We start from the raw sequence: 25,451 nt of genomic DNA, 5'->3' as shown, positions 1-25,451 counted from the left end.
GCCGATGCGTCAGGACGGCTGTGATCTTCGCCCTACCGATGGCGTACGGTGCCGGTGGACCGACCAGGAGGAGAGGCAATGACGCACAGGGCGCTGATAGCGGGCATCGGCGGCAGGGATCCCCAGGTGGACCGGGAGGCGTTCGTGTCGCCCACGTCCTCGGTGATCGGGGACGTGACGCTGCGCGCGGGCGCGAGCGTCTGGTACGGCGCGGTCCTGCGCGGCGACGTCGAAGGGATCACCGTCGGTGCGAACAGCAATGTGCAGGACAACTGCACGCTCCACGCCGACCCCGGTTTCCCGGTCTCCGTCGGCGAGCGTGTCTCCGTCGGGCACAACGCCGTGGTGCACGGCGCCACCGTCGAGGACGACTGCCTGATCGGCATGGGCGCGACGGTCCTCAACGGCGCGGTGATCGGCGCGGGATCCCTGGTCGCCGCTCAGGCGCTGGTGCCACAGGGCATGCGTGTGCCCCCGGGTTCACTCGTGGCGGGCGTGCCCGCGAAGGTCAAGCGTGAGCTGACCGCCGAGGAGCGCGAGGTGATCACCCTGAACGGAACGATGTACGCGGACCTGGCGAGGGCACACCGAGAGGTGCACGAGAAGCCCTGACTCACTCGGCGGCCGGGACGGTCTCCCGCTCGGCCGCCTCCTTCTCCTGCGTCGCCTTCTTCGCCTTGCGCCTCACGACGAGCATCGAGGCGACCCCGATGACCACCGCCGCCACAAGACCCAGCCAGGAGAACTTCTTCAGCCAGGACTCGGCGACGACGCCGACGTAGTAGATGACCGCGGTGGTGCCGCCGGCCCAGACCACTCCGCCCAGCAGGTTCGCGGTCAGGAACTTCCAGTACGGCATCCGCAGCACACCGGCGAGCGGTCCGGCGAAGATCCGCAGCAGGGCGATGAAGCGGCCGAAGAACACCGCCCACATGCCCCACTTCTCGAAGGAGCGCTCGGCGGTGGCGACGTGACCCTCGCTGAAGTGCTTGGGGAACCGCTTGGCGAGCCAGGCGAGCAGCGGCCGGCCCCCCTTGCGCCCGATGGCGTAGCCGATGGAGTCGCCCACCACGGCGCCCAGGCTGGCGCAGGCGCCCAGAACAACGGGGTTGATGCCGGAGTGCTGGGAGGACAGCAGCGCGGCCGACACCAGGACGATCTCGCCGGGCAGCGGAATACCGAGGCTCTCCACGCCGATGACCAGGGCCACCACGGCGTAGACCGCGACCGCGGGCACCGTGTCGAGCCATTCCTGGACGTGCAACGCCGGCTCCTCCCGTTCCACTCTGCGCGATCCGTGTCGTGTGTGACGGCGGCGCGCTTCCCCCTCGGACGTACCCCGGGAAGCCTACCTGCTCGCCCCCTTTGCGCACGCCCTCGCTCACGGGGATCCGGGGCGCACGGTCGGTGCCGGCGCCCGGCGCCCGATCACGCCCCGGCGCGCCAGTCACGCTCCGGATCGCCTGGGTCGCATACGCTGCGAAAACTTCCTGAATCGGGTACTCGGCAGCCCGGACGGACGGGACTGCCGCCCGGTGGCGGCTCCTCCCACAGGCCCGGACGGCGCAGCTGCCGGCTGCGGAAGAGGAGTGGCATGAGTTCCCCAGGCGTGCACCTACGGGAGATCACCGACGACAACCGGGAAGCCGTTCGCGACCTTCACGTGCGGCACGACCAGAAGCAGTTCGTCGCCTCCGTGTCCAAGTCGCTCAAACAGGCGGCCAAGGACCCGGAGGCCAGGCCCTGGTACCGCGCCGTGTACCGCGGCGACGAGCCGGTCGGCTTCGTGATGCTGTCGTGGAAGCCGCCGACCGGTCCGTACGCGGGGCGGCACTTCCTGTGGCGTCTGCTCATCGACAAGCGGTACCAGGGACAGGGAATCGGCCGGGAAGCGCTCGCCCAGGTCATCACCCTGGTGCGCGAGGACGGCGCCACCGAGTTGCTGACCAGCTACGAGCCCGGCGACGGCGAGCCATGGCCCTTCTATCAGAAGTTCGGGTTCGTACCCACGGGTGAGCTCGACGACGACGAGATCGTGCTGCGGCTCACCTTCCCCGGTCAGTGAGCCCGGGCGCGCCCGGCGCGGCCCCGCCGGGCGCCGTGTCCTGATCACCGCGCTTCCCGGGACCGGCCACCGCCGCGGCGCGGCGACGGACGTCGCCCCGCACCACCCCCGGTCGTCGGCCCAGCCGATGCCGAGGACCGGGGCCGCCCGCCGTGGAGCCTGTTCGGCGATGCCGTCAGCGGCAGTCACCGGGGCCACTGTCGGCGGCAGCGGCCAGACGGACGCCGCGGAGTCGTCCGGCGGAGTCGACGGTCGCCCGCAGCGACGTCACGGACGGCATCCGGTCGTCGTGGTAGGGGTAGGTGACGGTCCAGGTCCCGTCCCCGCCGTCGTCGGCGCGCTCCACCACCGGCCGCTTCCGGTCGGCGGTGGGGTAGTGCGCGGCCACGTACCGGCCTGCGGCCTGCTCGGCGGCCGCCTCGTCGTGCACGGATCCGGCGGAGCCCGGAATGGGATACCCGGTTGTCGCGTCCGAGGCCTCGGGACCCACCGACACATCGATCTGGAACCGGTCACGGTCGGGCCAGCTCAGCGAGGCGATACCGCTGGGTTTCAGCTCGGCCCACACCTCTTCGTTCACGCCGTCCACGCCGCACGGCGTGTTGTCCGAGACACTGACGACCCTGAAATCGTCGCCGAGTGCCGTGCGGACCGCCTCCCCGATCACCGTCCGCTGTTCCGCGGACGCCTCCCTGCTCGGCTCGGCGTGATCAACGACCCGTACATCGACGACGGTCGCCATCACACAGGCGACGGCCGCGAATCCCGCCCCGGTCGCGACCGGCAACCATCGGCTGCGAGTGGGCCAGGGCGACAGCGGCGAACCGGCGAGGCGCAGGGACAGGACCCCGAGGCCCACGCCCACGGCGCCGCCCGCGACATTGGTGACCAGGTCGCTCGTGTCGCAGTAGCGGCCGATCACGGGAAGACAGGCCTGGGCGGTCTCGATCCCGCAGGCCAGCAGGACGGACAGCAGCAGCGGGGGCATCGGCCGCCGGGCCGCACGCACCCCGAAGAAGCCGATGGGCACGAAGAGCGCGACGTTCATCCAGCCCTGGACCGTCCCGAAGGGCTCCCACAGATCCTTGCTGATCGTGCATCGCACCGCTCCCGTACCCACGGGCCTGAGCCAGAGCGTCAGGAACAGGGTGGCCGTCGTCATGGCCGCCCAGGCCCCATAGGCCCAGGGCCGGTCGGTCCGGTCACGGAGAAGGAGCGTGACGACCCCGAGCACCGACGCCGAGACAAGGGCGACGAGGAGGACGTACACGAGGTGCCCTCCGAAGACGAGAGCGAACAATGTCGTGCCTTTCGCAAGCGCGAGGAGATCGGTCGACAACGCACGGAATCCGGCGCATCGGAGATCACCATGGCGCCCACAGGTCATGGCGGTTGGCTCAACCCATGACCAAGCTGTAACGGGTGGTGGGGCGGGGTCGGATGCCCCGGCCCGCAAGAGAAACGGGCGGTCGTACGACGGCGGATGCGCGGGCCGGTGCCCGTCATGGAGTCCTGCGCCGTCACACAGAAGGGCCCCGTCCGGGAGTCGTCTCCCCCGGTCGGGGCCCTTCGGTGTCCTGTGCGGTCGTGTCAGCTGTTGGGGCGCAGGGTCCAGACGACCGTCATCTCGCCGGTCACGGCGCCGTCCCCGCGTCGGATCGTGATGGTGACGGGGAACTCGGGGCGCCGGCCGGCGTCGAGTTCGGCGACGATCTCGGCGGCGGGGCGGCCGAGCGTCGCGGTCGCGGTGACGGGGCCCATCGCAAGCTTCTTGTAGGCGATCTCGGCACTCACGGCCAGCGGCACGGCACGCGACAGCTGCTCACCGAAAGCGGCCAGCACGATCGCGCCGCTCGCCGACTCGCCCAGCGTGAACATCGCACCGGCGTGCGGTCCACCGACGTGGTTGTGGAACTCGCCCTGGTCCGGCAGGGCCACCACGGCCTTCTCCGGCGTGGTCTCCAGGAACTCCAGGTTGAGGGTCCTGGCCATCGGCACCGTGGCGGCGAGCATGTCGCCGATCGACGTCTGGTCTGCGCTCATGGCTGGATGTTACCCATGGGTAGCGACCTCTGGCCAGGGGCCGGACCGATCACGTACCGGGCCTCGAAGTGGATCGGCGTGCGGCCGTCGGGGCGCGGCGGGCGGACGCCCGGCGCGACCGTGCGGACCGCCGCCCGGGCCCCGCGGCTCCCGGTGTGCGTCGATGCGCTCAACTCCCCTTTTCCGGTACGGGTCTGACGATGGGCAGTGACCGAAACGTGTCACAGGCGGCACTAGGGTTATGGCCCATGTGGCCAGGACAGCAGCCGCCCGGGGGCGAGCAGAACCCGCAGAACCAGAACCCCTACCAGCAGCCGGGGTACCAGCAGCCGAACCCGTATCAGCAGCCGGGTTATCAGCAGCCCAACCCGTACCAGCAGCCCGGCGGGCCGCAATGGGGGCCGCCCACGCCCGTGGGCGCACCGCAGCCGCCGGGCGGCGGGGGCGGCGGCAACCGGACCAAGGTCGTCGCGATCGTGGCGGCGGCGGCCGTCGTCGTCACCGCGGGCGTCACGGCTTTCCTGGTCCTCGGAGGCGACAAGGACGACAAGGCCGGGGGCGACGACAAGCCGTCGGCAAGTGCCCCCCAGAGCGCGACGCCTTCGACGTCCGCGTCCGACAACCCGCGCGGCGGCGAGAGCGAGAAGCCGACCGTCCCGGGCTGGAAAGTCGTCGTCAACCCCAAGTGGGGCACGGCCTTCGACGTCCCGCCGGAGTGGGACGTGAAGTCGCCCGGGCTGTTGATCGGGTTCGAGGACGACAATCCCAAGGCCGAGGGAAAGCCGCTGATCACCATGTCCGCGCCGGCGTTCCTCAAGGAGAAGTGGTGCACGTCCGACGACAACAAGGACGGGCAGACCGACGACAAGGCGCTTGCCGGGACCGGGACCAAGGGCGCGAGCGGGGCCAAGTCCACCGATGAGGTGGCGGTGAACCAGGTGGCCTGGTGGGTGTACGGCGGTTACACGCAGCCGGACAAGAAGAGCATCACCTTCGACAAGAAGGCCAAGCCCTACACCACCGCGGCGGGCATACAGGGCAGCATCGCCTGGGCCCGGTCCAAGAACACGCCCCAGAAGGGCAAGTGCGCCTCCGACGGCAAGGCCGTCACGTTCGGGTTCAAGAACTCCGCCGGCGACTTCGTCGCATGGAGCCTGTACGGCGCCACGGGCGTGAAGGACGAGGTCCCGGACGCGACGATCTTGAAGATCCTGAGCACGGTACGCCTGCACGGCGACCCGACGGCGTCCTGAGCCCGCGCACCGGGTGCCGCTCGGCCGTGGCACCCGGTGGTGGTCGAGCCGCCGTCAGCCGATGGTGAAGGCCCCGTCGGGCGGTTCCGGCGACGGGACCGCGTTCTCGTCGTGCACGGGCCCGGCGTCACCCATGAAGTCCCGCAGCGCGTCGCCGTGTTCGACACGGGCCGGGAAGGCGTCCGCAGCGGTGCGGCGGGACAGGGGCGCGACGTCGAGCGCCCGGTGGGCGGCGATGAGCACGGCGTTGCCGAAGCGCCGTCCCCGCAGCACGCTCGGCTCGGCGATCAGTGCGAGTTCCTCGAAGACCTCGGCGAACGTGGCGAGTTGGGAGCGCAGGAAGCCGAAGGGCGCAGCGTCGGCCAGGTTCGCCAGATAGACGCCGTCCGGACGCAGCACCCGTTCCGCGGCGCGCGCGTACGCCACCGTCGTCAGATGGGCGGGCACGCGGGAGCCGCCGAAGACGTCCGCGATCACCATGTCGGCGCAGTCCGGTGGAGCGGCTTCCAGCCAGGCTCGGGCATCGGCCGGGTGCAGCGTGATGCCGGAGCCCGCGAGCAGGGGCAGATGCTCCACGACGAGTTCCAGCAGGGCCCGGTCGGCCTCGACGACGTCCTGCCGGGAGCCGGGCCGGGTCGCCGCCACATACCTCGGCAGGGTGAGCGCTCCCCCGCCCAGGTGCAGCACGTCGAGGGGCCGCCCCGGCGGCGTGACCGTGTCGAGCACATGCCCGAGCCGTTGTGCGTACTCGAACTCCAGATGCGTCGGCTCGTCGAGGTCGACGTACGACTGCGGCGCCCCGTCCACCGTGAGCAGCCAGGCCTGCTCCCGGTCGACGTCGGGCATCAGCTTGGCGACGCCGTGATCGACGGTGCGGGTGACGGGTACGGTCTCGCTCACCCCTCCATTGTGCCGGGACCCGTGGCCGTCGGGCACCGCGACGGCCTCGGGGGAAGCGGGGAACCGCGCCACCGTCCCACGACGGCACGCGGCTCCCCACCCGGCGGGAGCAGTCCCTCATTCCACGGCTGTCACCGTGCCCGCGCCGACCGTCCGGCCGCCCTCGCGGATCGCGAAGCCGAGGCCGGGCTCCAGCGGGACGTCCCGGCCGAGCTCCACCGCCATGGTCACCGTGTCGCCGGGCCGGGCGACGGCCGACTCACCGAGGTCGATGTCGCCGACCACGTCCGCGGTGCGGATGTAGAACTGCGGCCGGTATCCGGTCGACACCGGGGTCGTCCGGCCGCCCTCCCTCCCGGACAGCACGTACACGCGCGCCGTGAACCGCCGGCTCGGCGTGACGCTGCCGGGCGCCGCGACGATGTGCCCGCGTCGGACCGCGTCGCGCGGCACTCCCCGCAGCAGCAGGGCCACATTGTCACCGGCCTGCGCCTCGTCCATCGGCTTGCCGAAGGTTTCCAGGCCGGTGACGACGGTCTCCAGACCGGCGCCGAGCACGTCGACCCGGTCGCCGACGCGGACCGTGCCGCGCTCGACGGCGCCCGTGACGACCGTGCCGCGGCCGGTGATGGTGAGCACGTTCTCCACCGGCAGCAGGAAAGGCGCGTCCAGGTACCGCTCGGGCATGGGCACATAGGTGTCCACGGCGTCGAGCAGCGCCTCGATCGCACTGGTCCAACGCGGGTCCCCTTCCAGGGCCTTGAGCCCGGAGACGCGTACCACCGGTACGGAGTCGCCGGGATATCCCTGTGCGGAGAGCAGCTCGCGGACCTCGAGCTCGACGAGGTCGGTGAGCTCCTCGTCGCCGGCGTCGGCCTTGTTGAGGGCCACGACGATGTGGTCGACGCCCACCTGGCGGGCGAGCAGCACATGTTCGGCGGTCTGCGGCATGATCCCGTCCAGCGCGGAGACGACGAGGATCGCTCCGTCCAGCTGAGCGGCCCCGGTGACCATGTTCTTCACGTAGTCGGCGTGGCCCGGCATGTCCACGTGCGCGTAGTGCCGGGTGTCGGTCTCGTACTCGACATGGGCGATGTTGATGGTGATGCCCCGCGCCGCCTCCTCCGGGGCGCGGTCGATGCGGTCGAACGGCACGAACGTGCCGGTGCCGCGGTCGGCCAGCACTTTCGTGATGGCGGCGGTCAACGTGGTCTTGCCATGGTCCACATGGCCCATGGTGCCGATGTTCAGATGCGGTTTGGTGCGCACGTATGCCGTCTTGGGCATGGCTGTACCTCGAAGCCTTCTCAGAGTGGTGCCGAGTGACGGCCCCGGCGGCGGGAGAACCGGCCGGGACGGGGACCCCGAGAACCTGCCGACCCTCCCCCTCCGGGGTCCGCCGGACGATCCGGGGAGGGTCAGCTTCGGGCGCCGTCGACGGCGGCCACGAGGATCAGGACGGCAGCCTTCGGAGCATCCGCGGCGGCGGATGCCGTGAGGACGAAGGCGAACCGGAACATGTCGCAGATCATCGCCGAAAGCCGCAACCGCGTCGAATGGTTTTCGCAGGCAGTCGAGTTCGACGGGTCGACGGCCGGATGAAGGCTTCCCGAACAGTGGTGCCGGGGAGACGAACCATACGGCGATCACACACATCGGTCGGTTAGGGTCGACGAATGCTCGATGCCACCACCCGCTCTGGGGGCACCGCCACGGCCTCTCCCCAGGCCGCCACTGCGCCACCTGTCGCCGCGCCCGCGGTCGTCCCACCGGCCGGACTCGCCGCCCGGTGCACCCGGGTGCTGCTCTCCCCCTGGTCACGGCTGTCCCTGCTGCTGGTGCTGCTCGCCTCCGCCGCGACCTGCATGCTGCTGTTCGAGCCGCAGCGCCTGGTGACGCACGGCTGGCCGCCGCAGTTCGGGGGCGCCGCGGCGGCCGCCGTCTTCGCGCTGGCCTACGGCCTGATCACGGTCGCGTTCGTGCCGCGTCCACTGCTCAACCTCGCGGCAGGTGCGCTGTTCGGCTCGGAACTGGGCACGGGCACGGCGCTCGTCGGCACGGTGCTCGGGGCCGCGATCGCGTTCGGGCTCGGGCGGGCGCTCGGACAGGACGCGCTGCGCCCGTTGCTGCGGGGCCGCTGGCTCAAGGCGGCGGACGGGCAGCTCAGCCGGCACGCCTTCCGCTCGATGATGGCGGCACGGCTCTTCCCCGGCCTTCCGTTCTGGGGGGTGAACTACTGCGCGGCCGTCTCGCAGATGCGGTGGACGCCCTACCTGCTCGCGACGGCGCTCGGCTCGATCCCGAACACCGCCGCGTACGTCGTCGCCGGCGCCCGTGCCAGCACGCCGACCTCGCCCGTATTCCTGATCGCGATGGCCTTCATCGCGGTGCCCGCGCTGGCCGGCGTGGTGGTGGCCTGGCGCAAGCGCCACCACCTGCGCGGGCACTGAGGGCTCAGACCGCCTCGAGGACCATGGCGTTGGCGAGGCCGCCCGCCTCGCACATCGTCTGCAGCCCGTAGCGGGCGCCCCGTGCCCGCAGTGCGTGCACCAGGGTCGTGGTCAGACGGGTTCCGCTCGCGCCCAGCGGGTGGCCGATGGCGATGGCCCCGCCGTGCACGTTGACCTTCGCGAGGTCGGCCCCGGTCTCCTGCTGCCAGGCCAGCACGACGCTGGAGAAGGCCTCGTTCACCTCGAACAGGTCGATGTCGTCGAGGGTCAACCCCGCCTTGCGCAGCACCTTTTCGGTGGCAGGGATGACACCGGTGAGCATCAGCAGGGGGTCGGATCCGGTCACGGCGAAGCTGTGCAGGCGGGCCAGCGGGCGCAGGCCGAGACGGGCCGCGGTCTCGCCGGACATGATGAGCACGGCCGACGCGCCGTCGTTGACGGGGCTCGCGTTGCCGGCGGTGACGTTCCACTCGATCTGCGGGAACCGCTCGGCGAATCCGGGGTCGTAGTACGCGGGCTTGAGCCCGGCGAGGATCTCGGCGCTGCTGGAGGGCCGGATGCACTCGTCGCGGGCCAGTCCCTCCAGGGGTGCGGTCTCGGCGTCGAACAGGCCCGCTTCCCAGGCGGCCGCCGCCCTCTGGTGCGAGGAGACGGCGAAGGCGTCCATCTGCTCACGGGCGATCGACCACTTGGCGGCGATCAGCTCGGCGCTGATGCCCTGCGGGACCAGACCGTCCGGGTAGCGCTCGGCGACGCCCGGTCCGAAGGGGTCCTTGCCGGCAGGCACGTTGGACCACATCGGCACCCGGCTCATGGACTCCACACCGCAGGCCACGACGATGTCGTAGGCCCCCGAGATCACGCCCTGCGCGGCGAAGTGCACCGCCTGCTGCGACGAACCGCACTGGCGGTCCACGGTGGTCGCGGGCACCGTGTCCGGGAAGCCCGCGGACAGGACGGCGTACCGGGTGGTGTTCATGGCCTGCTCGCCGACCTGGTCGACGGTGCCCCCGATGACGTCGTCGATGAGGGCCGGATCGACCCCGGACCGCTCGACGAGGGTGCGCAGCGTGTGCGCGAGGAGTTCCACGGGGTGGACATGGGCGAGGGCGCCGTTCGGCTTGCCCTTGCCCACCGGGGTGCGTACGGCTTCGACGATCACGGCGTCGCGCATGGTGCGGGCCTCCTTGCCCGGCGTGTGCCGATGTGACGGTTACCGGTGAGTAGGAAATCTGGATCCACCATAACGCCGAGAGTTGGAAAAACAAACCCTTGCCTAGACTGGACTCATGGCCGCCTCCAAACACCCACGCCCCTGCTCGATCGCCGACACGCTGGCTCTCGTCGGGGAGAAGTACTCGCTGCTCGTCATGCGCGAGGTCTGCCTCGGCAACGGACGCTTCGACCAGTTCGTACGCAACATCGGCGCACCCCGGGACATCCTGGCCACACGGCTGAAGCGCCTGGTGGAGGCGGGGATCCTGACCAAGAGGATGTACAGCGAGCGCCCACAGCGCTTCGAGTACCTGCCCACGGCGGCGGGCCTCGAACTGGAGCCGGTCCTCATGACGCTCATGGCGTGGGGCGACCGCCATCTGCGCGAGGACGGCGACCGCCCCATGGTGATCGAGCACAAGTGCGGCAGCGAACTGCTTCCGGTCGTCACCTGCTCCGCCTGCGGCGAGGAGGTCCGCCACGGCGACAAGACGGCGCACCCCCAGGCACCGGGCTGGACGGTGTCCGGTCCGACCGCGGCATAGGACCGACTACGACGTCTCCTCGTACACGTCGAGCCGACCGCACATCCCGAACTTCCCGACGGCGGACGGCCTGCGGGCCCGCACGACCGCCTCGGCGAGGTGGGAGACGTCACCGCGCTCCAGACGGTCGAGTTGTTCGCCCGTCGCCGCCGCGGCGGCCCGTGCGCCCGTGGACCACCGCGCTCGCCACTCGGCCAGCCGCGGGCGCACCAGCGCGGCGGCGGCCCGGTGGAAGGCGGCCAGCGGCTCCGGGCCCTTCGCCTCGCGCAACGCCCGGAAGCCCTCCAGGGCCAGATCCCGGCGGGCACGCGCGATCCGCTCACGCTCCGCCTCGGGAGCGCCCACCGGGATCACCGTCGCCGCCGCGTAGGCCTGCGGATCGGCCAGGTACCCCGGGGGCAGGGTGAGAACCGCGTCGCCCGCCTCCGGCAGCCCGCCGTTCTGCATGAGCACGGTGATACGCAGCTCGTCGTCGTCGACCAGCCGGTGGACGGTGCCGGGTGTGAACCAGGCCACGGTGCCCGCTTCCAGCGGCGTGACCTCGAAGCCGGACGTCGTCAGCGTCTGCACCGCACCACGGCCCCCGACCACGACGTACGCCTCCGAACAGGTCAGATGCAGATGGGGGGTTCCACCGCACAGGCCGTCGGCGGCGGGCCAGTCGTACACGGACAGATGCGAGACGGCCACGGCGCCCGGCAGTCCCGTGAATCCGCCGGGGCTCACCATGGGTGCTCCTCGAGGTAGTCGGCGATCTGCTCGCGCTCCCAGGCGCCGTCCGCCACCACCACGCGGTACCGTCGGCGCAGCGTGTCGCCCGGGGCCAGCTCCAGCTCCTCGTGGAAGGCCCAGGAGGGGGCGACGGCCGCGAAGGGCTCGTTGCGGACGAACCAGTGGGCGGGATGAGTGCCCCGCTCCCCCAGGTGATCGTTCTCCGGGGCGTGCACGAAGACGAGTGTGGCCTGCCCGTCGGCACCGTCGTGTTCCCCCGTGTACGCGAGCCAGGGCGCCTGCCGCCCCATCGGCCAGGGCCCGCCGGGATCGGGCCCGATGACCCGGCCGCCGCGAAAGGCCCGTGGCCCGCGCCAGAACAGCCCGGTGTAGCCGGCCAGCTCCCGCCCCGCCGTGGTCGGGCTGCCGAAGCACAGGGCCTCGTCGCGGCGATTGGTGATCGAGGAGGCCCAGGTCAACGCCCAGGACCGGGAGGTCGCGTCGACGTCGTGGACCTCGATGCGGCGCTCCTCCTCGGCCCACAGTGCACCGCCGTGCGGGTGCCAGGTGAGCCGTTCGGCGATGACCGCACCGCCGTCGTGCGCGGTGATCTCGTCGAAGCCGGCGTGCGCCATCGAGCCGACCAGCTCCGGCAGGGCGAGATACCCCTCGCCGTGGACGTAGGTGTTGCCGCCCCACAGGTTCTGCCCGGACAGGTGGGAGGCGGTGAGCTGCAACCCCTTGTGCCAGCGGTGATCGTTGGGCCGGTAGTCGGTGACGATGTCTCCGGCGAGCGTCCGCATCGGGTGCAGATACGGCTTCGGCGCCTCCCAGGCCGCCTCGGGGGCGTAGACGTAGGCGAACAGTTCGACGCCGGTCGTGGGTGCCGTGAGCGTGATGCGATCGCCGTGCGTGTGCACGATGCGCAGTTTCACGGTCATGCGGAGACCTCCCGACCCGGTGCCGCCGCGGACGCGCCGGTGCCTTCGGGTGCCCAGCCGGGCGCGCCTCCGTGCAGGGCCGTGTAGAAGGGGTCACCTGGACCGATGTCCCCGGCGCGCACGGTCGTGTCGGTGAACGCGGACTTGTACAGGGCGGTGATCAGCTCCAGGCTGGACCGGCCGTCCGCGCCGCTGCTGCGGGGCCGTTCACCGGCGCGCATGCTCGCGACCAGCTCACGCAGCTGCGCCAGGTGGGAACTCGGCACGTCGGCGCCGAAGTCCCGCCAGCCGGCGGCCTCTTCCTCGGGCACCCCGGGCGCGGCCGTGATGCGCCAGTCGTCGTTGCGGTGCCCGTACAGATGGGTCAGCTCGACGGTGGCCCGCTCGCAGTCGATGCGGATACGGCTGGTCTCGTCGGGGCTGAGCACACTGTTCACGATCGTGGCGAGGGCGCCGCTCCGGAAGCGGACCAGCGCCGTGGAGACGTCCTCCGTCTCCACCTCGTGCACCAGCCGCCCGGCCATGGCCCGCACCTCGCTCCAGGGTCCGAGCAGGTCCAGCAGGAGGTCCATCTGGTGGATCCCGTGCCCCATGGCGGGTCCCCCGCCCTCGCTCCGCCACCGGCCGCGCCAGGGAACGGCGTAATAGGCCGCGTCGCGGTACCAGGTGGTCTGGCAGTGCGCCACCAGCGGCCGTCCCATCGCCCGCCCGGCGAGCAGTCGCCTGACGTGCCGGGCGCCGGAGCCGAAGCGGTGCTGGAAGACGATCGCCGCGTACGGGCCGCCGTTCGCGCCTTCCTCCGCCTCGACGGCGTCGAAGTCGGCCAGTGCGGGTACCGGCGGCTTCTCGCACCACACCCAGGCACCGGCCCGCAGCGCCGCGACGGTCTGCTCGCGGTGCAGGACGGGCGGCGTGCAGACGGCGACCAGATCGGGCCGCCGTTCCGCGAGCATGCGGCCGAGGTCGCGGTACGCGTGCGGGATCCCGCCCTGCGCGCAGAGCCGCCCGAGCGCGTCCGCGTCGACGTCGACCGCGGCGACGATCTCGAGTTCGCCCTCGGCGCCGAGCCGGGCGAGCGCGGGCAGATGGGAACTCCGCGCGATACCACCGGCGCCCACGACGGCGGCCCTGATGCGCCTGCCGGCGAACGGGGACGTCGGCCGGCCCGGACGCGGGTCCGGGCCGGGAACTTCGTCGGGATTCGGGTCCTGGGTGGTGTCGGGACCGGTGGATTCGACGGCTGGGGACGCATGGCGAGCAGTGGGCATGGACGTGATCAGCGCTCCATCGGACATGACGTCAGACGTCGGCCAACGCGTGTCGAGTTCCGAGGACTGCGGGGCGGCAAGCGCTTTCTCCCCGGTGTTACGAAAGCACCCGTCCGAAGGGGCGGTCAACACCGCGTACCGCCCCTGCCCCGGGCCGGGCGGAGGGCTCCGGCGCGCGCGGTTCGGCCCGAGCGCCCCAAGCGTTGGTAAAGCCCCGGTGCGGGCGCCGCCGTCCCGGGGCGCTACGCTGCGGCTCTGCGCACTTGATCGACGGTTTCGGCACGGCAGCCGGCGTTCGGTGCGCCCGCCGCCGTATCCACGATCAGCGCTTGGACCCCTTCACTTCATGTCTTGGCTTGAATCCCTCATCCTCGGGCTCGTCCAGGGGCTGACCGAGTTCCTCCCCGTCTCCTCCAGCGCCCATCTGCGGCTGACCGCGGCCTTCGCGGGCTGGGAGGACCCCGGGGCGGCCTTCACCGCGATCACCCAGATCGGCACGGAGGCCGCGGTGCTGATCTACTTCCGCAAGGACATCGCGAGCATCGTCTCCGCCTGGTTCCGCTCGTTGTTCGACAAGGAGACGCGGCGGGACCACAACGCGAAGATGGGCTGGCTGGTGATCGTCGGCTCGATACCGATCGGGGTTCTCGGCGTGACGCTGAAGGACCAGATCGAGGGTCCCTTCCGCGATCTGCGGATCACGGCGACCATGCTGATCGTCATCGGCGTGGTCATCGGTGTCGCGGACCGGCTCGCGGCGCGCGACGAGACCGGCGGCAGACACCGGGCGGCGAAGCAGCGCAAGACGCTCGAGAACCTCAACACCAAGGACGGTCTCGTCTACGGGCTCTGCCAGGCGATGGCGCTGATTCCCGGCGTCTCCCGCTCCGGGGCCACGATCAGTGGCGGCCTGTTCCTCGGCTACCAGCGCGAGGCGGCGGCCCGATACTCCTTCCTGCTGGCCGTTCCGGCCGTCCTCGCCTCCGGTGCGTTCGAGCTCAAGGACGCCGCCGAGTCGGGGCATGTGAGCTGGGGACCGACCCTGTTCGCGACGGTGATCGCGTTCGCCTCGGGCTACGCGGTCATCGCCTGGTTCATGAAGTTCATCTCGTCGAAGTCCTTCATGCCCTTCGTGTGGTACCGGATCGCTCTGGGCCTGGCCATCATCGCCCTGGTCACCGCGGGCGTCCTCAGCCCGCACGCGGCGGAGTCCGCGGGCTAGCGAGGGGGCGGCGGCCGGGGCGCGCGGGGCCCTGTGCGATACATGCGACGAGGCCGCCACGACGAGTTCGGCTCTGCGGCCTCGGCGTTCGGGTGGGAGCATGGCGCGACGGTCACGAACACACCGAGGAGCGGCCCGCATGAGCGAGAGTGTCGACCCGTACGAGCTGAGGGCCCGCCAGCTCCGCATCCTGGCCAAGCTGCACCGCAAGCGCGCCGCCGAACTGGACAGGACCGCCGCGGCCATGTTGGCCTCACGCTCGATGCGTCGCCTTGTGGACGTGCTGACACAGGCGGAGATCCGTGATCTGGCCGAACACCCGGACCTCGCCGAACTGAACGTGCAACTGGACGGCTTCTACGGCGACAAACCGGTGGACCCGGACGAGGGGAACACCGAGTGAGCGGCGTGACGTGGGCCGGTGGCCTTCGCCTCGGCCCCTCGCGACCCTTGCGGCCGGCCGGCCGCGTGCGACACACCGCATGACGAAGCGGCAGCCGTACGGGGGGAGGCAGGGTCGCGTTCTGCGCCCCCGCCCGGCCTCACGGCCGGGCCGTTCGACTGCCGCACGAGGGACGCTACGCCCCACCCGACGCGCCTGTCACCATCCCGAACGGGTGAGGACGGCTCGGTTGTGACGGCTGTGACACGGCCTCGTTCGGCATCCCGTCCTCGCGGATGTGTCCGTCGAGGGCACGGCCGCCTGCCACGCGGCCGAAATCCCTTTGCCGGTAGCCGGTGGAGCGTTCGACACTGAACTCATGCTCGGCTTCGTCAGAACCGACAACAACGCCCTCGTCGCGTGCCTGGGTGACCCCCAACGCACGGTCGCGGCGTACCGCGAACTGCTCCGGCGCGGGACGAACGCGGTGAGTGCCGTTCGGGCCGGCCTGTACGACGAGAATCCGGCCGTCCGTGAGGGCTGCTGCCGACTTCTCGATCATCTGGTCGACACGGAGTCCATGGACGCACTCGTCACCATGGTCGACGACCCCGACTCGCGGGTCAGGATCGCCGCGTTCCACGCCCTGGCGTGCGACCGGTGCAAGGGCGACACCTGCGCTCCGGGCGCGGACCGGGTCCTCGACCCGGCACTGCGCCACCTGGCCTCGGACCCCGACCCGCACGTCAGGGCGAGGGCCGCCGAGCTCGTCGGCAAGTTCGCCCACTTCGACGCACGCGCTGTCGCCGCACTTCATGAGTCCCGCACCGGTGACCCGGACCCCGCGGTGCGGAAGAAGGCGGGCTGGTTCGTGCCCGGCGGAACCATCTACGAACGAACCCTCCCACCGGGCGCACGGAAGACGCGCCCCGGCCGGACACGGGACATGAGGTCGAGGTGAGCAGCCGGGCCCGGGCGCGCGCACCGGGCCCGGGACGATCCGGTCATCACGTCACGGTTCGTTCCCCCGACGACGCAGAATCCCCCAACTCCCGTCCACAGAAGCGATCGTGACCAACCACATACTGCACGCGTAGCCGCGCGGTAGCGCGCTGTCAGCCCTTGCCCCTACGCTTGTCCGCATGTCCCCCGATTCCATGAGCCCTGGTTCCGCACGGTCCGCCGACGACGTGAACGAGCGGATCCGTGCGCTGTGGCTGCGGGCCGGCGGCACGCTGTCGGCTCAGGAACGCGCGGAGTACGAGCTGTTGGTCGTGGAGTGGGCGGAAGCGATGCGCGGCGAGATCATCGAGGCGGCCTGAGCACGCGTCAACCGCTCCGGCCCGACAGGCGTTCGAAGGCGATCCTGATCAGTTCTTCCCCAGGGCTCGGCATGCCGTAGCCCGACGTGCCGTCGCTCCGGCCGTCACCGTCCTCCGGACACCCTCAGCACGGCACCTGTGGCGTACGAGGACTCCGGCGACATCAGCCAGGAGATCGCCGCGGCGATCTCCTCGGCCCGTCCGGGCCGGCCCAGCGGAACGGTGGGGGCCAGACGGCTGGGACGCCCGGGATCGCCCATCGCCGCATGGATCTCGGTCTCGACGATCCCCGGCGACACAGCGTTGACGCGGATGCCGTCCGGACCCAGTTCCTTGGCGAGACCCACGGTCAGGGCGTCGACCGCGGCCTTGGACGCGGCGTAGTGCACGTACTCGCCGGGGCTGCCCAGCGTCGCCGCGGCCGAGGACACATTGACGATGACTCCGCTCTTGCGCCGGGTCATCATCCGGGCCGCGCGACGTGAACACAGCAGTACGCCGAGGAGGTTGACCTCCACGACTCGGCGGAGATCGGCGGTGTCGGCGTCCACCAGCCGACCGTGCGGGCTCGTCACGCCCGCGTTGTTCACAAGGCCCGTCACCGCTCCGAGTTCCCGGGCTGCCGTGTCGAAGAGACGGTCCACGTCTGACTCGTCGGAGGTGTCGGCCCGCACGGTGACACACCGTCCGCCGGCGGCCCGCACGGCGGTCGCGGTCCGCTCGGCCGCGGCATCGTCCCGCACGTACGAGAGCGCCACGTCGTGTCCGTCGGACGCGAGTCGCACACACGTCGCGGCACCGATCCCCCGGCTTCCGCCCGTGACCACGGTGACGGGACGCGTCATGGATGTCTCCTCCTGCCGAACGCACGTGGACGGATCATCCCACGGTCGCAAACCGCGGGTCCGTCCCGGTCGGCGAGCGAGGAACAACCCGTCGGCAACAGCACCCCACGACCACGGAGTTCGACCCCGGGACGGCGCCCCTGACAAAGCGCCAGGCGCGGACGGCGCAGTCGCGACACGCCGTCAGCGCCGCGTTTGCACCCGACCGGCCGCACGGGATCACTCCGAGGGCATATCCGATATGGCAGCTAAAAGTTACTATCAGTACTTTCGTCAGAGATCGGCTGCCCGGCCGGCGTCTCTAACGAGAGAAGGAACTGACATGCCGACGCGTACCATCGCCGTGACCACCGCCGCAGTGGGCGCTGCGGTCCTTGTCACCGCCGGGATCACCTACGCCTCCACCACCGAATCCACCAAGGCCGGCCCGTCCGCAAAGCTGGCCGCCCCTGCGCCCCACAAGGCGGCGCCCTCCCTCCGGACGGCCATGGCTCCGCTGGAGGCCGTCCCGGCCGCAGCACCGCAAGGTGGCGACACCTCGGGCGGCGGGAACAACGGGAACAACAGCGGGAACGGCGGGAACGGCGAGAACAACGGCGGGAACAACAGCGGGAACAACTACAACCACGGCGGCAACGGCGGCAACGGCGGCAACGGCGGCAACGGCGGCAACGGCGGCAACAACGGCGACCGTGGGGGCGGTGGGGACCGTGGAAACCACCAGAAGAGGATCGGAAGGATCTACTTCAACGAGCGGTCGTTCTCCGCCGCCGTCGACGGCTGTGTCCCCGCGGCCAGCGGACTGGGCTCCACCAGCTTCAGCGTCGACAACGACAGCGACAAGATCGTCGAGGTCTACCGCGGCTTCAGCTGCGACAACGGCTCGCCGGTCGCCACCGTGGGCCCCTACGGCAGCACCTACGGCGTCGTGACCGGCAACAACGACTACTCCGGCGACGGAGGCTTCGGAAGCCGCTTCGGGAGCGGCTTCGCAGGCGCCCTCCTCGACAGCGCCGTCGCGGGGAGCTTTCGCGTCATCGACCGCCACCACTACGAGTGGTGATCATGCCCCCGGGAGCGCAGGGATCACCGGCCCGCCGGAATCGGGCCCGGCGATCACGGCGCCCCGGGCCGGCCGGACCGCCTGCCCCGCTGTCCGGGGTCAGGCGGTCCGCCATGTCCTGAACCCTCAGCACACCTCTTGGCGGCGCGTCCTCCGTCCCCAACACTGAACCGATGACCCAGCGCGTGGAACTCGCGACCGTGATGGATCGGCTGGCCCTCGACGGACTCGTCACCGAGTACGCGGTGGCCGTGGACGACGGAGACTGGACGGCGTACCGAGGGCTGTTCACGGCGGACGGGCGGGCCGACTACCGGTCGGCCGGCGGCATCGAGGGGGAAGCGGGGCGGGTCGCCGACTGGCTGGAGGGGACGTTGCGCCTGTTCCCGATGCGCCAGCACCTGATCGTGAACCGGCGGGTCCGGTTCGGCGCCCTGGCGCACGACGTCGGCGACACGGCCGGGATCCGGGCCGACTACGTCAATCCCATGCGGTTCGCGACGAAGGACGGCGAGCCGGCCGAGCCGGACTTCGTCTGCGGCGGCCGGTACGCCTTCGCGTTCCTGCGCACGGACGAGGGCTGGCGGCTGCGCGAAGTGGTCGTCGAGGAGAAGTGGCGTCGCATGCCGCTTCCACGCGGCCAGGAGTCCGGCACCTGACCGAGCCCGTCCCTTGCCCCTCCATGCCCTCTGTCGTAGATCTTCCGCGGCGCGCACACTGGAGACATGCACCGGGGAGGGATGCGCCGTATGAGGATGCCCGACGACTGGCTCTCCTCCCGCTTCGGGCGCGGTGCCGCCGCCGCGCTCGCGGGCGCCCTGCCCATGTTCGCCTTCCCTGCACCCTCCTGGTGGTGGTTCGCCCACGTCTGCCTGGTCCCCTGGATCCTGCTGATCCGGACGGCCCCGACCGGACGGCGCGCCCTGTACGACGGCTGGCTCGGCGGCTTCGGCTTCATGGTGGCCGTGCACCACTGGCTGTTCCCGAGCCTGAACGTGTTCATGTTCGTCATAGCCGCGCTGCTCGGCGCGCTCTGGGCGCCCTGGGGCTGGCTGGTACGGCGTTTCCTGGCCGGGGTGCCGACGGCCGGGCGGGTCGGCGCCGCCCTCGTCGTACTGCCGTCCGGCTGGCTCCTGGTGGAGCTCGTCCGCTCCTGGCAGGGGCTCGGCGGCCCCTGGGGCCTGCTCGGTTCGAGCCAGTGGCAGGTGCAGCCCGCGCTGCGGCTCGCCTCGATCGGCGGGGTGTGGCTGCTGAGCTTCCTGGTGGTGCTTGTCAATGTGGCCGTCGCCGTGCTGGTGTCGGTACGCGCGTCACGGGTCCCCGCAGCGGCAGGTCTGGTGGCCACGGCCGTTGCGACCACGGCCGCCTGGGCCTGGTCGCCGCACCCGCACCCCGACGGGCGTATGCGGATCGCGGTCGTGCAGCCGGGGATCGTCAGCGGCGCGGACAGCGGGATGCGACGCTTCGACCGGGAGGAGCAGCTGACCCGCGCGCTTGCCGGACAGCAGCTGGACCTGGTCGTGTGGGGCGAGAGCAGCGTCGGGTTCGACCTCGCACAGCGCCCCGATCTGGCGAAGCGGATCGCGGCGCTCTCCCGGCTGGTGAACGCCGAGATCCTGGTCAACGTGGACGCGCGGCGCTCCGATCAGCCGGGCATATACAAGAGTTCGGTGCCGGTCGGCCCGGACGGCCCGACCGGGCAGCGCTACGACAAGATGCGGCTCGTCCCGTTCGGCGAGTACATACCGGCACGTTCCGTCCTGGGCTGGGCCACCTCGGTGGGCAGGGCGGCCGGCGAGGACCGCAGGCGCGGCACCGAGCAGGTGGTGATGGACGTCGGGCACGGGCTGCGCATCGGCCCGATGGTCTGCTTCGAGTCCGCGTTCCCCGACATGAGCCGCCATCTCGCCGAGGACGGCGCGCAGGTGTTGCTCGCCCAGTCCTCCACCTCGACGTTCCAGCACAGCTGGGCGCCGGAGCAGCACGCCTCGCTGGCCGCGCTGCGGGCCGCCGAGACCGGCCGGCCGATGGTGCACGCCACACTCACCGGCGTCTCCGCCGTCTACGGTCCGAGCGGCGCACGCGTCGGCTCCTGGCTCGGGACCGACCGCAGCGCTTCTGAGGTCTACGACGTTCCACTCGCCCGGGGCGTCACCCCGTACGTCAGGTTCGGCGACTGGCCCGTCCACGGGGCCCTGCTGATCCTCGCCGGGATGTGCGCGGCCGAGGGCCTGCGTGCGCTCAGAGTGCGACGGGGCGCTCCTGCACCGCAGCCACCACCCGCTCGCACAGTTCGTGAGTCGCCAGTGCGTCACGGGCACTGAGCACCTTGCCCGCCCGGACGGCGTCGAGGAAGGTGAGCGTGGCCTGCTCGATGCCGCGCTGCCGGGCCACCGGCACCCAGTCCCCGCGCCGGCGCACGGTCGGCTGACCCTTGTGGTCCACGACCTCGGCGAGGTTGAGGACCTGCCGCTTGGAGTCCTGGCCCGAGACCTCCAGTACCTCCTCGGCCGAACCGCTCAGCCGGTTCATCACACCGAGCGCGGTGAAGCCGTCGCCCGCCAGCTGCAGCACCACATGGTGCAGCAGTCCGCCCTCGACCCGGGCGCGCACCGTCACATCGTCGACCGGGCCCGGGACCAGGAACCGAAGGGTGTCGACGACGTGGATGAAGTCGTCGAGGATCATGGTGCGCGGTTCCTCGGGGAGTCCGACCCGGTTCTTCTGCATCAGGATCAGCACGCGCGGATGTTCGGCGCACTGTACATATCCGGGAGCGTGGCGTCGGTTGAAGCCGACCGCTAGGCCGACGTCGCGCTCCTCCGCGAGCCGCACCAGCCGCTCGGAGTCGGCGAGTTCGTAGGCGAGCGGCTTGTCCACGTACGTCGGCACGCCCGCCTCCAGCAGCCGCGTGACGATCTCGGCGTGTGCACCGGTGGGCGCGTGCACGAACGCTGCGTCGAGACCCTGGGCGAGCAGTCCGTCGAGGTCAGCATGCCGCTGGGCGGCCGGTAGGTGCAGTCCGTCGGCGACTCGCCGGAGCGTCGCCGGAGTGCGGGTCTGCAGATGCAGTTCGAGCCCCGGCTGCATCCCGAGCACCGGCAGATACGCCTTCTGCGCGATGTCACCGAGTCCGATGCAGCCGACCTTCACGGGGTGTCTCCTAGGGGTTGCGGACCGGTGCCTTGCCGGAAGCATACGGCTGCTGCGGCGGCCGCCAGTCGGCGATGTCCTCGAAGCCGCGCAGGAGGAGCCCGGGGGCGACCCGGGACAGCGCGGCGATCGCGGCGTTGCGGACGGCGATGCCCGAACGGCTGCGGGTCAGACCCACGTCGGCGGCCCTCACCGCCTTGCGGGCGACCGCCGTCGCGCGGGGCAGCCGGGCGGCGGTGTAGGCGGCGAGGTCCTCGCCGTGGTGGGCGAGCACGATGGCGTCCTCGACGGCCTGGTTCCCGCCCTGGCCGAGCTGGGGCGGCATGGCGTGGGCCGCGTCCCCGAGCAGCGCGACCCGGCCCGAGTGGAACGCGGGCAGCGGCTCGGCGAGGTGGTGCACGTCGTGCCGCAGGATCTGCTCGGGGCGGACCGTGGCGAGGAGGACGGGGATCGGTTCGTGCCAGTCCCCGAACCGGCGCACGAGTTCGGCCCGCTCGTCGTCCGGTGCGTGCAGGCCGGCGGGAGAGACGGCCGCGGCGTAGGCGTACACCCTGCCGTCCTTGAGTGGCTGTGTGCCCCAGAAGCGGCCCGGGCCCCATGTCTCGTGGGGTGCGAACTCCACGCCGGGGGGCGCCGAGACGAGCCGCCAGGTGGTGAATCCGGTGTAGAGGGGCCCCGGGTGCTCCGGGAACAGCGCACGGCGTACGGCCGAGTGGATGCCGTCGGCGGCCACGACCAGGTCCGCCTCCAACTCGCCGTCGGAGACCGCGACGCGGGCCGGGCGGGTGGCGTCTCCCGGGTCGACGAGGCTCGCGGCGGACGCCGTACGGATCGTCCCCGGCGGGAGCTGTGCCGCCAGGGTGTTCACGAGGGTGGCCCGGTGCAGCAGCACGATCGGGCCACCGAGACGCTCGGCCGCATCGGCGGCGGTGAGGCGCGAGACCCAGCGCCCGGACGGTGTGCGCAGCCCGCCGTTCCCCTGCCAGGCGGCGAGGTCGCGGAGCTCGTCCCCTAGCCCGATGACGTCGAGGGCGCGCAGGGCGTTCGGGGCCAGCGAGATCCCGGAGCCCACCGGATCCAGCGAGCCGGCCCGCTCCAGAACGGTGACCTGACGGCCGGATCGGTGCAGAGCCGCCGCCGCGGTCAGCCCTCCGACACCGCCTCCGATGACGACGACCCGCGACGCCGGTGCCATGGCCCCTCCTCGTGCCGCACAGATGCGACTACACCTGTAGTGAGCAGATGTGGCGACACTACTACAGGCGTAGTGCTACGGATAGGTTGGCGTTCATGTCCGCACTTACCGACGGCACCTCCCGCGCCGACCTCATCGCCGACACCGCGCTCTCCCTGCTCGCCGAGCGCGGCATGCGCGGGCTGACGCACCGGGCGGTCGACGAGGGGGCGGGGCTGCCCCAGGGCTCGACCTCCAATCTGGCGCGGACCCGGCTGGCGCTGCTGGAGCTGGCGGTGCGGCGCCTCGCCGACCGGGAGGCCCGGGTACTCGCGCCGCACGAGATGCCCGCCCCCACGAGCGGGCCGGACCAAGTGGTGGACGCGCTGGCCCTGGCCGCCCACCGTGCCCTGACCCACCACCGCGCGCTGACTCTCGCCCGGTACGAACTCGCCCTTGAGGCCACACGCCGGCCGGAGCTGCGCAGACACTTCGACGCGGCCGGCGCCCGCTTCCGCGACCAGCTCAACGCCCTGGTCACGGCCATGGGTTCGGCCGACCCGGACCGCCACGCACTGTCGCTCGTGGCCTGGCTGGACGGGCTGATGTTCTCGTGCGTCGCGGGATCCTTCACCGCCGATGTGCCCGGCCCGGGCGAGGTGCGCGCCGGCCTGCGCGAACTGCTCGACGGCATGCTCCGCGACTGACGGCCGCCGCGGGAAGGGCTGATGGCGCCCGGGTCCGGCCGGTGGCGACTGAGTGGACCGGACGGCGGCAACCGAGGGACCGGCGTCAGCCGCGATGGACGCGGACCCTCCGTAGGGGGCCGGAGATCACCCATGCGGGGCATCCTGCGCCTGTCAGCTCCCCAAACCGGCCATGACCTTGCAGAGTTGCGCGGGTGCATCGAACGACGACGACCGCCGCGCTCCTGGTCACCGTGGCCGTCTCGGCCCTCACCGGCTGTGTGACCGTCCAGCGACCGCCGGCTTCCGGACCGCCCCCCTCCCCCACGCTCCCCTCGGCACCGCGCCCCGACGGCAGCACGGACCCCCGCGTCGTCCAAGCCCCGGCCCGGGAGGCGCTGGAGATGGTCCGGCCCTCCGAGCCTCCCTCACCGTTCAAGACCGGCCCGAACCGCGCTGCCCCGCCCGCACCGGGCATCGCTCCGCCCGCCGCCCGGCCCCACCCGCCCGCCGACCCGCAACCGCGGCGGACCGGTCAAAGGGGTCCGGTGCAGTTGCCGCCGACCGTCTCCGGGGGGCTCCCGAGGAACGCGGACGTGTGCGCGCTCGGCCGCAGATACGGAGGGTGGCGGCCCGACAGCCCCGAGGCGAGGATCTGCCGGGGCACCTACGGGCGTTGAGCCACGCAGAGCGTCCGATCGGGCGGGCCCCATGTCGAGGTTCTGTCGTCCCGCGGGCGCTCGCCGACCCGAGATGCGTGGGCCGATCGTCGTCCCCTTCGTACCGGTCGCGCCGGTCGCTTCAAGGGCGCCGTCTCTGCGGTCCCAGGGTGTCCCCGCCCGGGCCGTCCGGCGGGCCGGGCTCCGGTGTGCCACCCCTCGGCCACCGCTCGGCGAGCCCCAGCTCCAGACGTACGAGCGCCGCCCTGACCCCTTCGCCGTACGAGTCGTCGTCCAGGGCGCCGACCGCGCCGCGCGCCCGGCCCAGATGGACCCGGGCGGCCTCGCAGCGGCCGAGCTTGATGTAGTCGGCCGCGAGGTTCAGATGGAGCGAGGGGTAGAACACGCGCACCGCGAGCACCCCGTCGTGGCCGGCGAGGCGCTCGTCGGTGAATTCCTCGGCGGCGGACAGCGCCCGCAGGTCCCAGGCGAGCTCGTCCGCGGGATCGTCCTGAGTGTCCGCCATGTAGTGCGCCAGCGTGCAGCGGTGGAGCGGATCGCCGTCCTCACCGATCTCCGCCCACAGACGCAGAAAACGGTCCCGGGCCTCTTCGCGGTCGCCACCGTGGTGCAGCATGACGCCCTGCCCGATCCGGGTCATGACGGCGTCCGCCGCCGCCTGCTCCTGTCGCTTCACCACGGCTTCCTCCGCGCTCGTCACCCTCCCTCACCACGACGCTAACCGCCTCCGCCGGCAATCGCGGTCAGGCAGCTCCGTACGGGCGCTGGGCCAGGACGGTGACGATGCGGGGCCCGTGGGCCGGCGGGCGGGGCCGGACCGGGCACGGCCCCGCCCCGGGCCTCATCCCCGATTCGGCACGGTCCACTCGATCGGCTCGTGTCCCTGCCGGGCCACCGCCTCGTTGATCTGCGTGAACGGGCGCGAGCCGAAGAACTTCTTCGCGGACAGCGGCGAGGGGTGCGCACCCTTGACGACGACATGCCGCGACTCGTCGATCAGCGGCAGCTTCTTCTGCGCGTAATTGCCCCACAGCACGAACACCGCCGGGTCGGGCCGGCCGGCGACGGCGCGGATCACCGCGTCGGTGAACTGCTCCCAGCCCTTGCCCTTGTGCGAGTTCGCCTCGCCCGCGCGCACCGTGAGCACCGCGTTCAGCAGCAGGACGCCCTGCTCGGCCCACGGCATGAGATAGCCGTTGTCGGGGATCGGGGTGCCCAGCTCCTCGTGCATCTCCTTGTAGATGTTCCGCAGGGACGGCGGGATCTTCACACCCGGCCGCACGGAGAAGCACAGACCGTGCCCCTGGCCCTCGCCGTGGTACGGGTCCTGGCCGAGGACGAGGACCTTCACCTTGTCGTACGGCGTGGCGTCGAGAGCGGCGAAGACCTCCTCACGCGGAGGGTAGACGGGACCCTTGGCGCGCTCCTCCTCGACGAACTCCACGAGCTCCTTGAAGTAGGGCTGCTGCAGTTCGTCGCCCAGTACGCCCCGCCAGGACTCCGGCAGCATGGCGATGTCGGTCACGTCAACTT

General features: G+C 71.6%; 28 protein-coding genes. 14 read left to right on the top strand and 14 right to left on the bottom strand.

Features of this window, described 5'->3' with window-relative positions:
• Nucleotides 1-78: 78 nt before the first annotated feature.
• Nucleotides 79-612: a gamma carbonic anhydrase family protein gene (locus tag ADL25_RS06385; protein ID WP_059126647.1), complete on the top strand. Its 534-nt coding sequence runs from the start codon at nt 79-81 to the stop codon at nt 610-612.
• Nucleotide 613: 1 nt separating this feature from the next.
• On the opposite strand, the gene ADL25_RS06380 is transcribed toward ADL25_RS06385, so the two are convergent.
• Nucleotides 614-1,264 (bottom strand): DedA family protein, encoded by a 651-nt coding sequence (locus ADL25_RS06380; protein ID WP_059126861.1) that lies wholly within the window; start codon nt 1,262-1,264, stop codon nt 614-616.
• Between the two features lie 330 nt (nt 1,265-1,594).
• Here ADL25_RS06380 and ADL25_RS06375 point away from each other — a divergent pair, with 330 nt between their 5' ends.
• Nucleotides 1,595-2,065, top strand: a complete 471-nt coding sequence (locus tag ADL25_RS06375) for a GNAT family N-acetyltransferase (protein ID WP_234380668.1) — start codon at nt 1,595-1,597, stop codon at nt 2,063-2,065.
• 175 nt (nt 2,066-2,240) lie between these two features.
• On the opposite strand, the gene ADL25_RS06370 is transcribed toward ADL25_RS06375, so the two are convergent.
• Nucleotides 2,241-3,365 (bottom strand): VanZ family protein, encoded by a 1,125-nt coding sequence (locus ADL25_RS06370; protein WP_159044894.1) that lies wholly within the window; start codon nt 3,363-3,365, stop codon nt 2,241-2,243.
• 290 nt (nt 3,366-3,655) lie between these two features.
• Nucleotides 3,656-4,108: a DUF4442 domain-containing protein gene (locus ADL25_RS06365; RefSeq protein ID WP_059126644.1), complete on the bottom strand. Its 453-nt coding sequence runs from the start codon at nt 4,106-4,108 to the stop codon at nt 3,656-3,658.
• 248 nt (nt 4,109-4,356) lie between these two features.
• Here ADL25_RS06365 and ADL25_RS06360 point away from each other — a divergent pair, with 248 nt between their 5' ends.
• Entirely contained in the window at nt 4,357-5,361 is a 1,005-nt protein-coding gene (locus tag ADL25_RS06360) for a hypothetical protein (RefSeq protein ID WP_059126643.1), read from the top strand.
• Nucleotides 5,362-5,415: 54 nt separating this feature from the next.
• On the opposite strand, the gene ADL25_RS06355 is transcribed toward ADL25_RS06360, so the two are convergent.
• Entirely contained in the window at nt 5,416-6,261 is an 846-nt protein-coding gene (locus ADL25_RS06355; RefSeq protein WP_107116530.1) for a spermidine synthase, read from the bottom strand.
• Nucleotides 6,262-6,378: 117 nt separating this feature from the next.
• Nucleotides 6,379-7,548 carry an elongation factor Tu gene (tuf, locus tag ADL25_RS06350; RefSeq protein ID WP_059126642.1) on the bottom strand — a complete coding sequence of 390 codons (1,170 nt, stop codon included), beginning with the start codon at nt 7,546-7,548 and terminating at the stop codon, nt 6,379-6,381.
• Nucleotides 7,549-7,937: 389 nt separating this feature from the next.
• Between tuf and ADL25_RS06345 the strand changes: the two genes are divergently transcribed.
• Nucleotides 7,938-8,711: a TVP38/TMEM64 family protein gene (locus tag ADL25_RS06345; protein ID WP_079050212.1), complete on the top strand. Its 774-nt coding sequence runs from the start codon at nt 7,938-7,940 to the stop codon at nt 8,709-8,711.
• Between the two features lie 4 nt (nt 8,712-8,715).
• Here ADL25_RS06345 and ADL25_RS06340 read toward each other — a convergent pair whose 3' ends face one another.
• A complete protein-coding gene (locus ADL25_RS06340; protein WP_059126640.1) occupies nt 8,716-9,885 on the bottom strand; it encodes a thiolase family protein in 1,170 nt (389 codons plus the stop codon).
• A 115-nt stretch (nt 9,886-10,000) separates the two neighbouring features.
• Between ADL25_RS06340 and ADL25_RS06335 the strand changes: the two genes are divergently transcribed.
• Nucleotides 10,001-10,471 (top strand): winged helix-turn-helix transcriptional regulator, encoded by a 471-nt coding sequence (locus tag ADL25_RS06335; protein WP_059126639.1) that lies wholly within the window; start codon nt 10,001-10,003, stop codon nt 10,469-10,471.
• A gap of 6 nt (nt 10,472-10,477) precedes the next feature.
• On the opposite strand, the gene ADL25_RS06330 is transcribed toward ADL25_RS06335, so the two are convergent.
• The 3 genes from ADL25_RS06330 to ADL25_RS06320 are packed head-to-tail and all read right to left on the bottom strand — an operon-like array spanning nt 10,478 to nt 13,418.
• Nucleotides 10,478-11,200 (bottom strand): cupin domain-containing protein, encoded by a 723-nt coding sequence (locus ADL25_RS06330; RefSeq protein ID WP_059126638.1) that lies wholly within the window; start codon nt 11,198-11,200, stop codon nt 10,478-10,480.
• Nucleotides 11,194-12,123: a PmoA family protein gene (locus tag ADL25_RS06325; RefSeq protein ID WP_059126637.1), complete on the bottom strand. Its 930-nt coding sequence runs from the start codon at nt 12,121-12,123 to the stop codon at nt 11,194-11,196. Before ADL25_RS06325 ends, ADL25_RS06330 begins: the two co-directional genes overlap by 7 nt.
• On the bottom strand, nt 12,120-13,418 hold the full coding sequence (locus ADL25_RS06320) for a Gfo/Idh/MocA family protein (protein WP_234380665.1): 1,299 nt from the start codon (nt 13,416-13,418) through the stop codon (nt 12,120-12,122). The genes ADL25_RS06325 and ADL25_RS06320 overlap by 4 nt, the downstream gene beginning before the upstream one ends.
• 319 nt (nt 13,419-13,737) lie before the next feature.
• Between ADL25_RS06320 and ADL25_RS06315 the strand changes: the two genes are divergently transcribed.
• The 4 genes from ADL25_RS06315 to ADL25_RS06300 all read left to right on the top strand — a co-directional run bounded on the left by ADL25_RS06315 (nt 13,738) and on the right by ADL25_RS06300 (nt 16,317).
• Nucleotides 13,738-14,613, top strand: coding sequence for an undecaprenyl-diphosphate phosphatase (locus ADL25_RS06315; protein WP_059126636.1), 876 nt, complete (start codon nt 13,738-13,740; stop codon nt 14,611-14,613).
• A 139-nt stretch (nt 14,614-14,752) separates the two neighbouring features.
• Entirely contained in the window at nt 14,753-15,016 is a 264-nt protein-coding gene (locus ADL25_RS06310; RefSeq protein ID WP_059126635.1) for a hypothetical protein, read from the top strand.
• Between the two features lie 358 nt (nt 15,017-15,374).
• A complete protein-coding gene (locus ADL25_RS06305) occupies nt 15,375-15,956 on the top strand; it encodes a HEAT repeat domain-containing protein (protein ID WP_059126634.1) in 582 nt (193 codons plus the stop codon).
• A gap of 181 nt (nt 15,957-16,137) precedes the next feature.
• Entirely contained in the window at nt 16,138-16,317 is a 180-nt protein-coding gene (locus ADL25_RS06300) for a hypothetical protein (RefSeq protein ID WP_059126633.1), read from the top strand.
• Nucleotides 16,318-16,421: 104 nt separating this feature from the next.
• Here the strand turns inward: ADL25_RS06300 and ADL25_RS06295 are convergent, their stop codons facing one another.
• Nucleotides 16,422-17,162: a glucose 1-dehydrogenase gene (locus ADL25_RS06295; protein ID WP_059126632.1), complete on the bottom strand. Its 741-nt coding sequence runs from the start codon at nt 17,160-17,162 to the stop codon at nt 16,422-16,424.
• 322 nt (nt 17,163-17,484) lie between these two features.
• Between ADL25_RS06295 and ADL25_RS06290 the strand changes: the two genes are divergently transcribed.
• The 3 genes from ADL25_RS06290 (at nt 17,485) to lnt (ending at nt 20,549) form a co-directional block, all read left to right on the top strand.
• Entirely contained in the window at nt 17,485-18,225 is a 741-nt protein-coding gene (locus ADL25_RS06290) for a hypothetical protein (protein WP_059126631.1), read from the top strand.
• Between the two features lie 173 nt (nt 18,226-18,398).
• Nucleotides 18,399-18,884 carry a nuclear transport factor 2 family protein gene (locus tag ADL25_RS06285; protein ID WP_059126630.1) on the top strand — a complete coding sequence of 162 codons (486 nt, stop codon included), beginning with the start codon at nt 18,399-18,401 and terminating at the stop codon, nt 18,882-18,884.
• Nucleotides 18,885-18,974: 90 nt separating this feature from the next.
• Complete coding sequence (lnt, locus tag ADL25_RS06280) at nt 18,975-20,549, top strand: apolipoprotein N-acyltransferase (RefSeq protein WP_059126629.1); 1,575 nt, start codon at nt 18,975-18,977, stop codon at nt 20,547-20,549.
• Here lnt and ADL25_RS06275 read toward each other — a convergent pair.
• Entirely contained in the window at nt 20,467-21,378 is a 912-nt protein-coding gene (locus ADL25_RS06275; RefSeq protein ID WP_059126628.1) for a Gfo/Idh/MocA family protein, read from the bottom strand. The genes lnt and ADL25_RS06275 overlap by 83 nt on opposite strands.
• 10 nt (nt 21,379-21,388) lie before the next feature.
• On the bottom strand, nt 21,389-22,573 hold the full coding sequence (locus ADL25_RS06270; protein ID WP_059126627.1) for an FAD-dependent monooxygenase: 1,185 nt from the start codon (nt 22,571-22,573) through the stop codon (nt 21,389-21,391).
• Between the two features lie 95 nt (nt 22,574-22,668).
• Between ADL25_RS06270 and ADL25_RS06265 the strand changes: the two genes are divergently transcribed.
• Nucleotides 22,669-23,259: a TetR/AcrR family transcriptional regulator gene (locus ADL25_RS06265; protein ID WP_059126626.1), complete on the top strand. Its 591-nt coding sequence runs from the start codon at nt 22,669-22,671 to the stop codon at nt 23,257-23,259.
• Between the two features lie 194 nt (nt 23,260-23,453).
• Nucleotides 23,454-23,918 carry a hypothetical protein gene (locus tag ADL25_RS45755; RefSeq protein ID WP_079050211.1) on the top strand — a complete coding sequence of 155 codons (465 nt, stop codon included), beginning with the start codon at nt 23,454-23,456 and terminating at the stop codon, nt 23,916-23,918.
• A gap of 121 nt (nt 23,919-24,039) precedes the next feature.
• Here the strand turns inward: ADL25_RS45755 and ADL25_RS06260 are convergent, their stop codons facing one another.
• Entirely contained in the window at nt 24,040-24,597 is a 558-nt protein-coding gene (locus ADL25_RS06260) for a hypothetical protein (RefSeq protein ID WP_059126625.1), read from the bottom strand.
• A gap of 162 nt (nt 24,598-24,759) precedes the next feature.
• Entirely contained in the window at nt 24,760-25,443 is a 684-nt protein-coding gene (gene ung / locus ADL25_RS06255) for a uracil-DNA glycosylase (protein WP_059126624.1), read from the bottom strand.
• Nucleotides 25,444-25,451: the final 8 nt, after the last annotated feature.

The organism is Streptomyces sp. NRRL F-5122 (genome assembly GCF_001507435.1).
In the GTDB taxonomy this organism is placed as follows: domain Bacteria; phylum Actinomycetota; class Actinomycetes; order Streptomycetales; family Streptomycetaceae; genus Streptomyces; species Streptomyces lannensis.
Note: the sequence above shows the minus strand (reverse complement) of the source record. Positions and strands in the feature narration are given on the sequence as shown.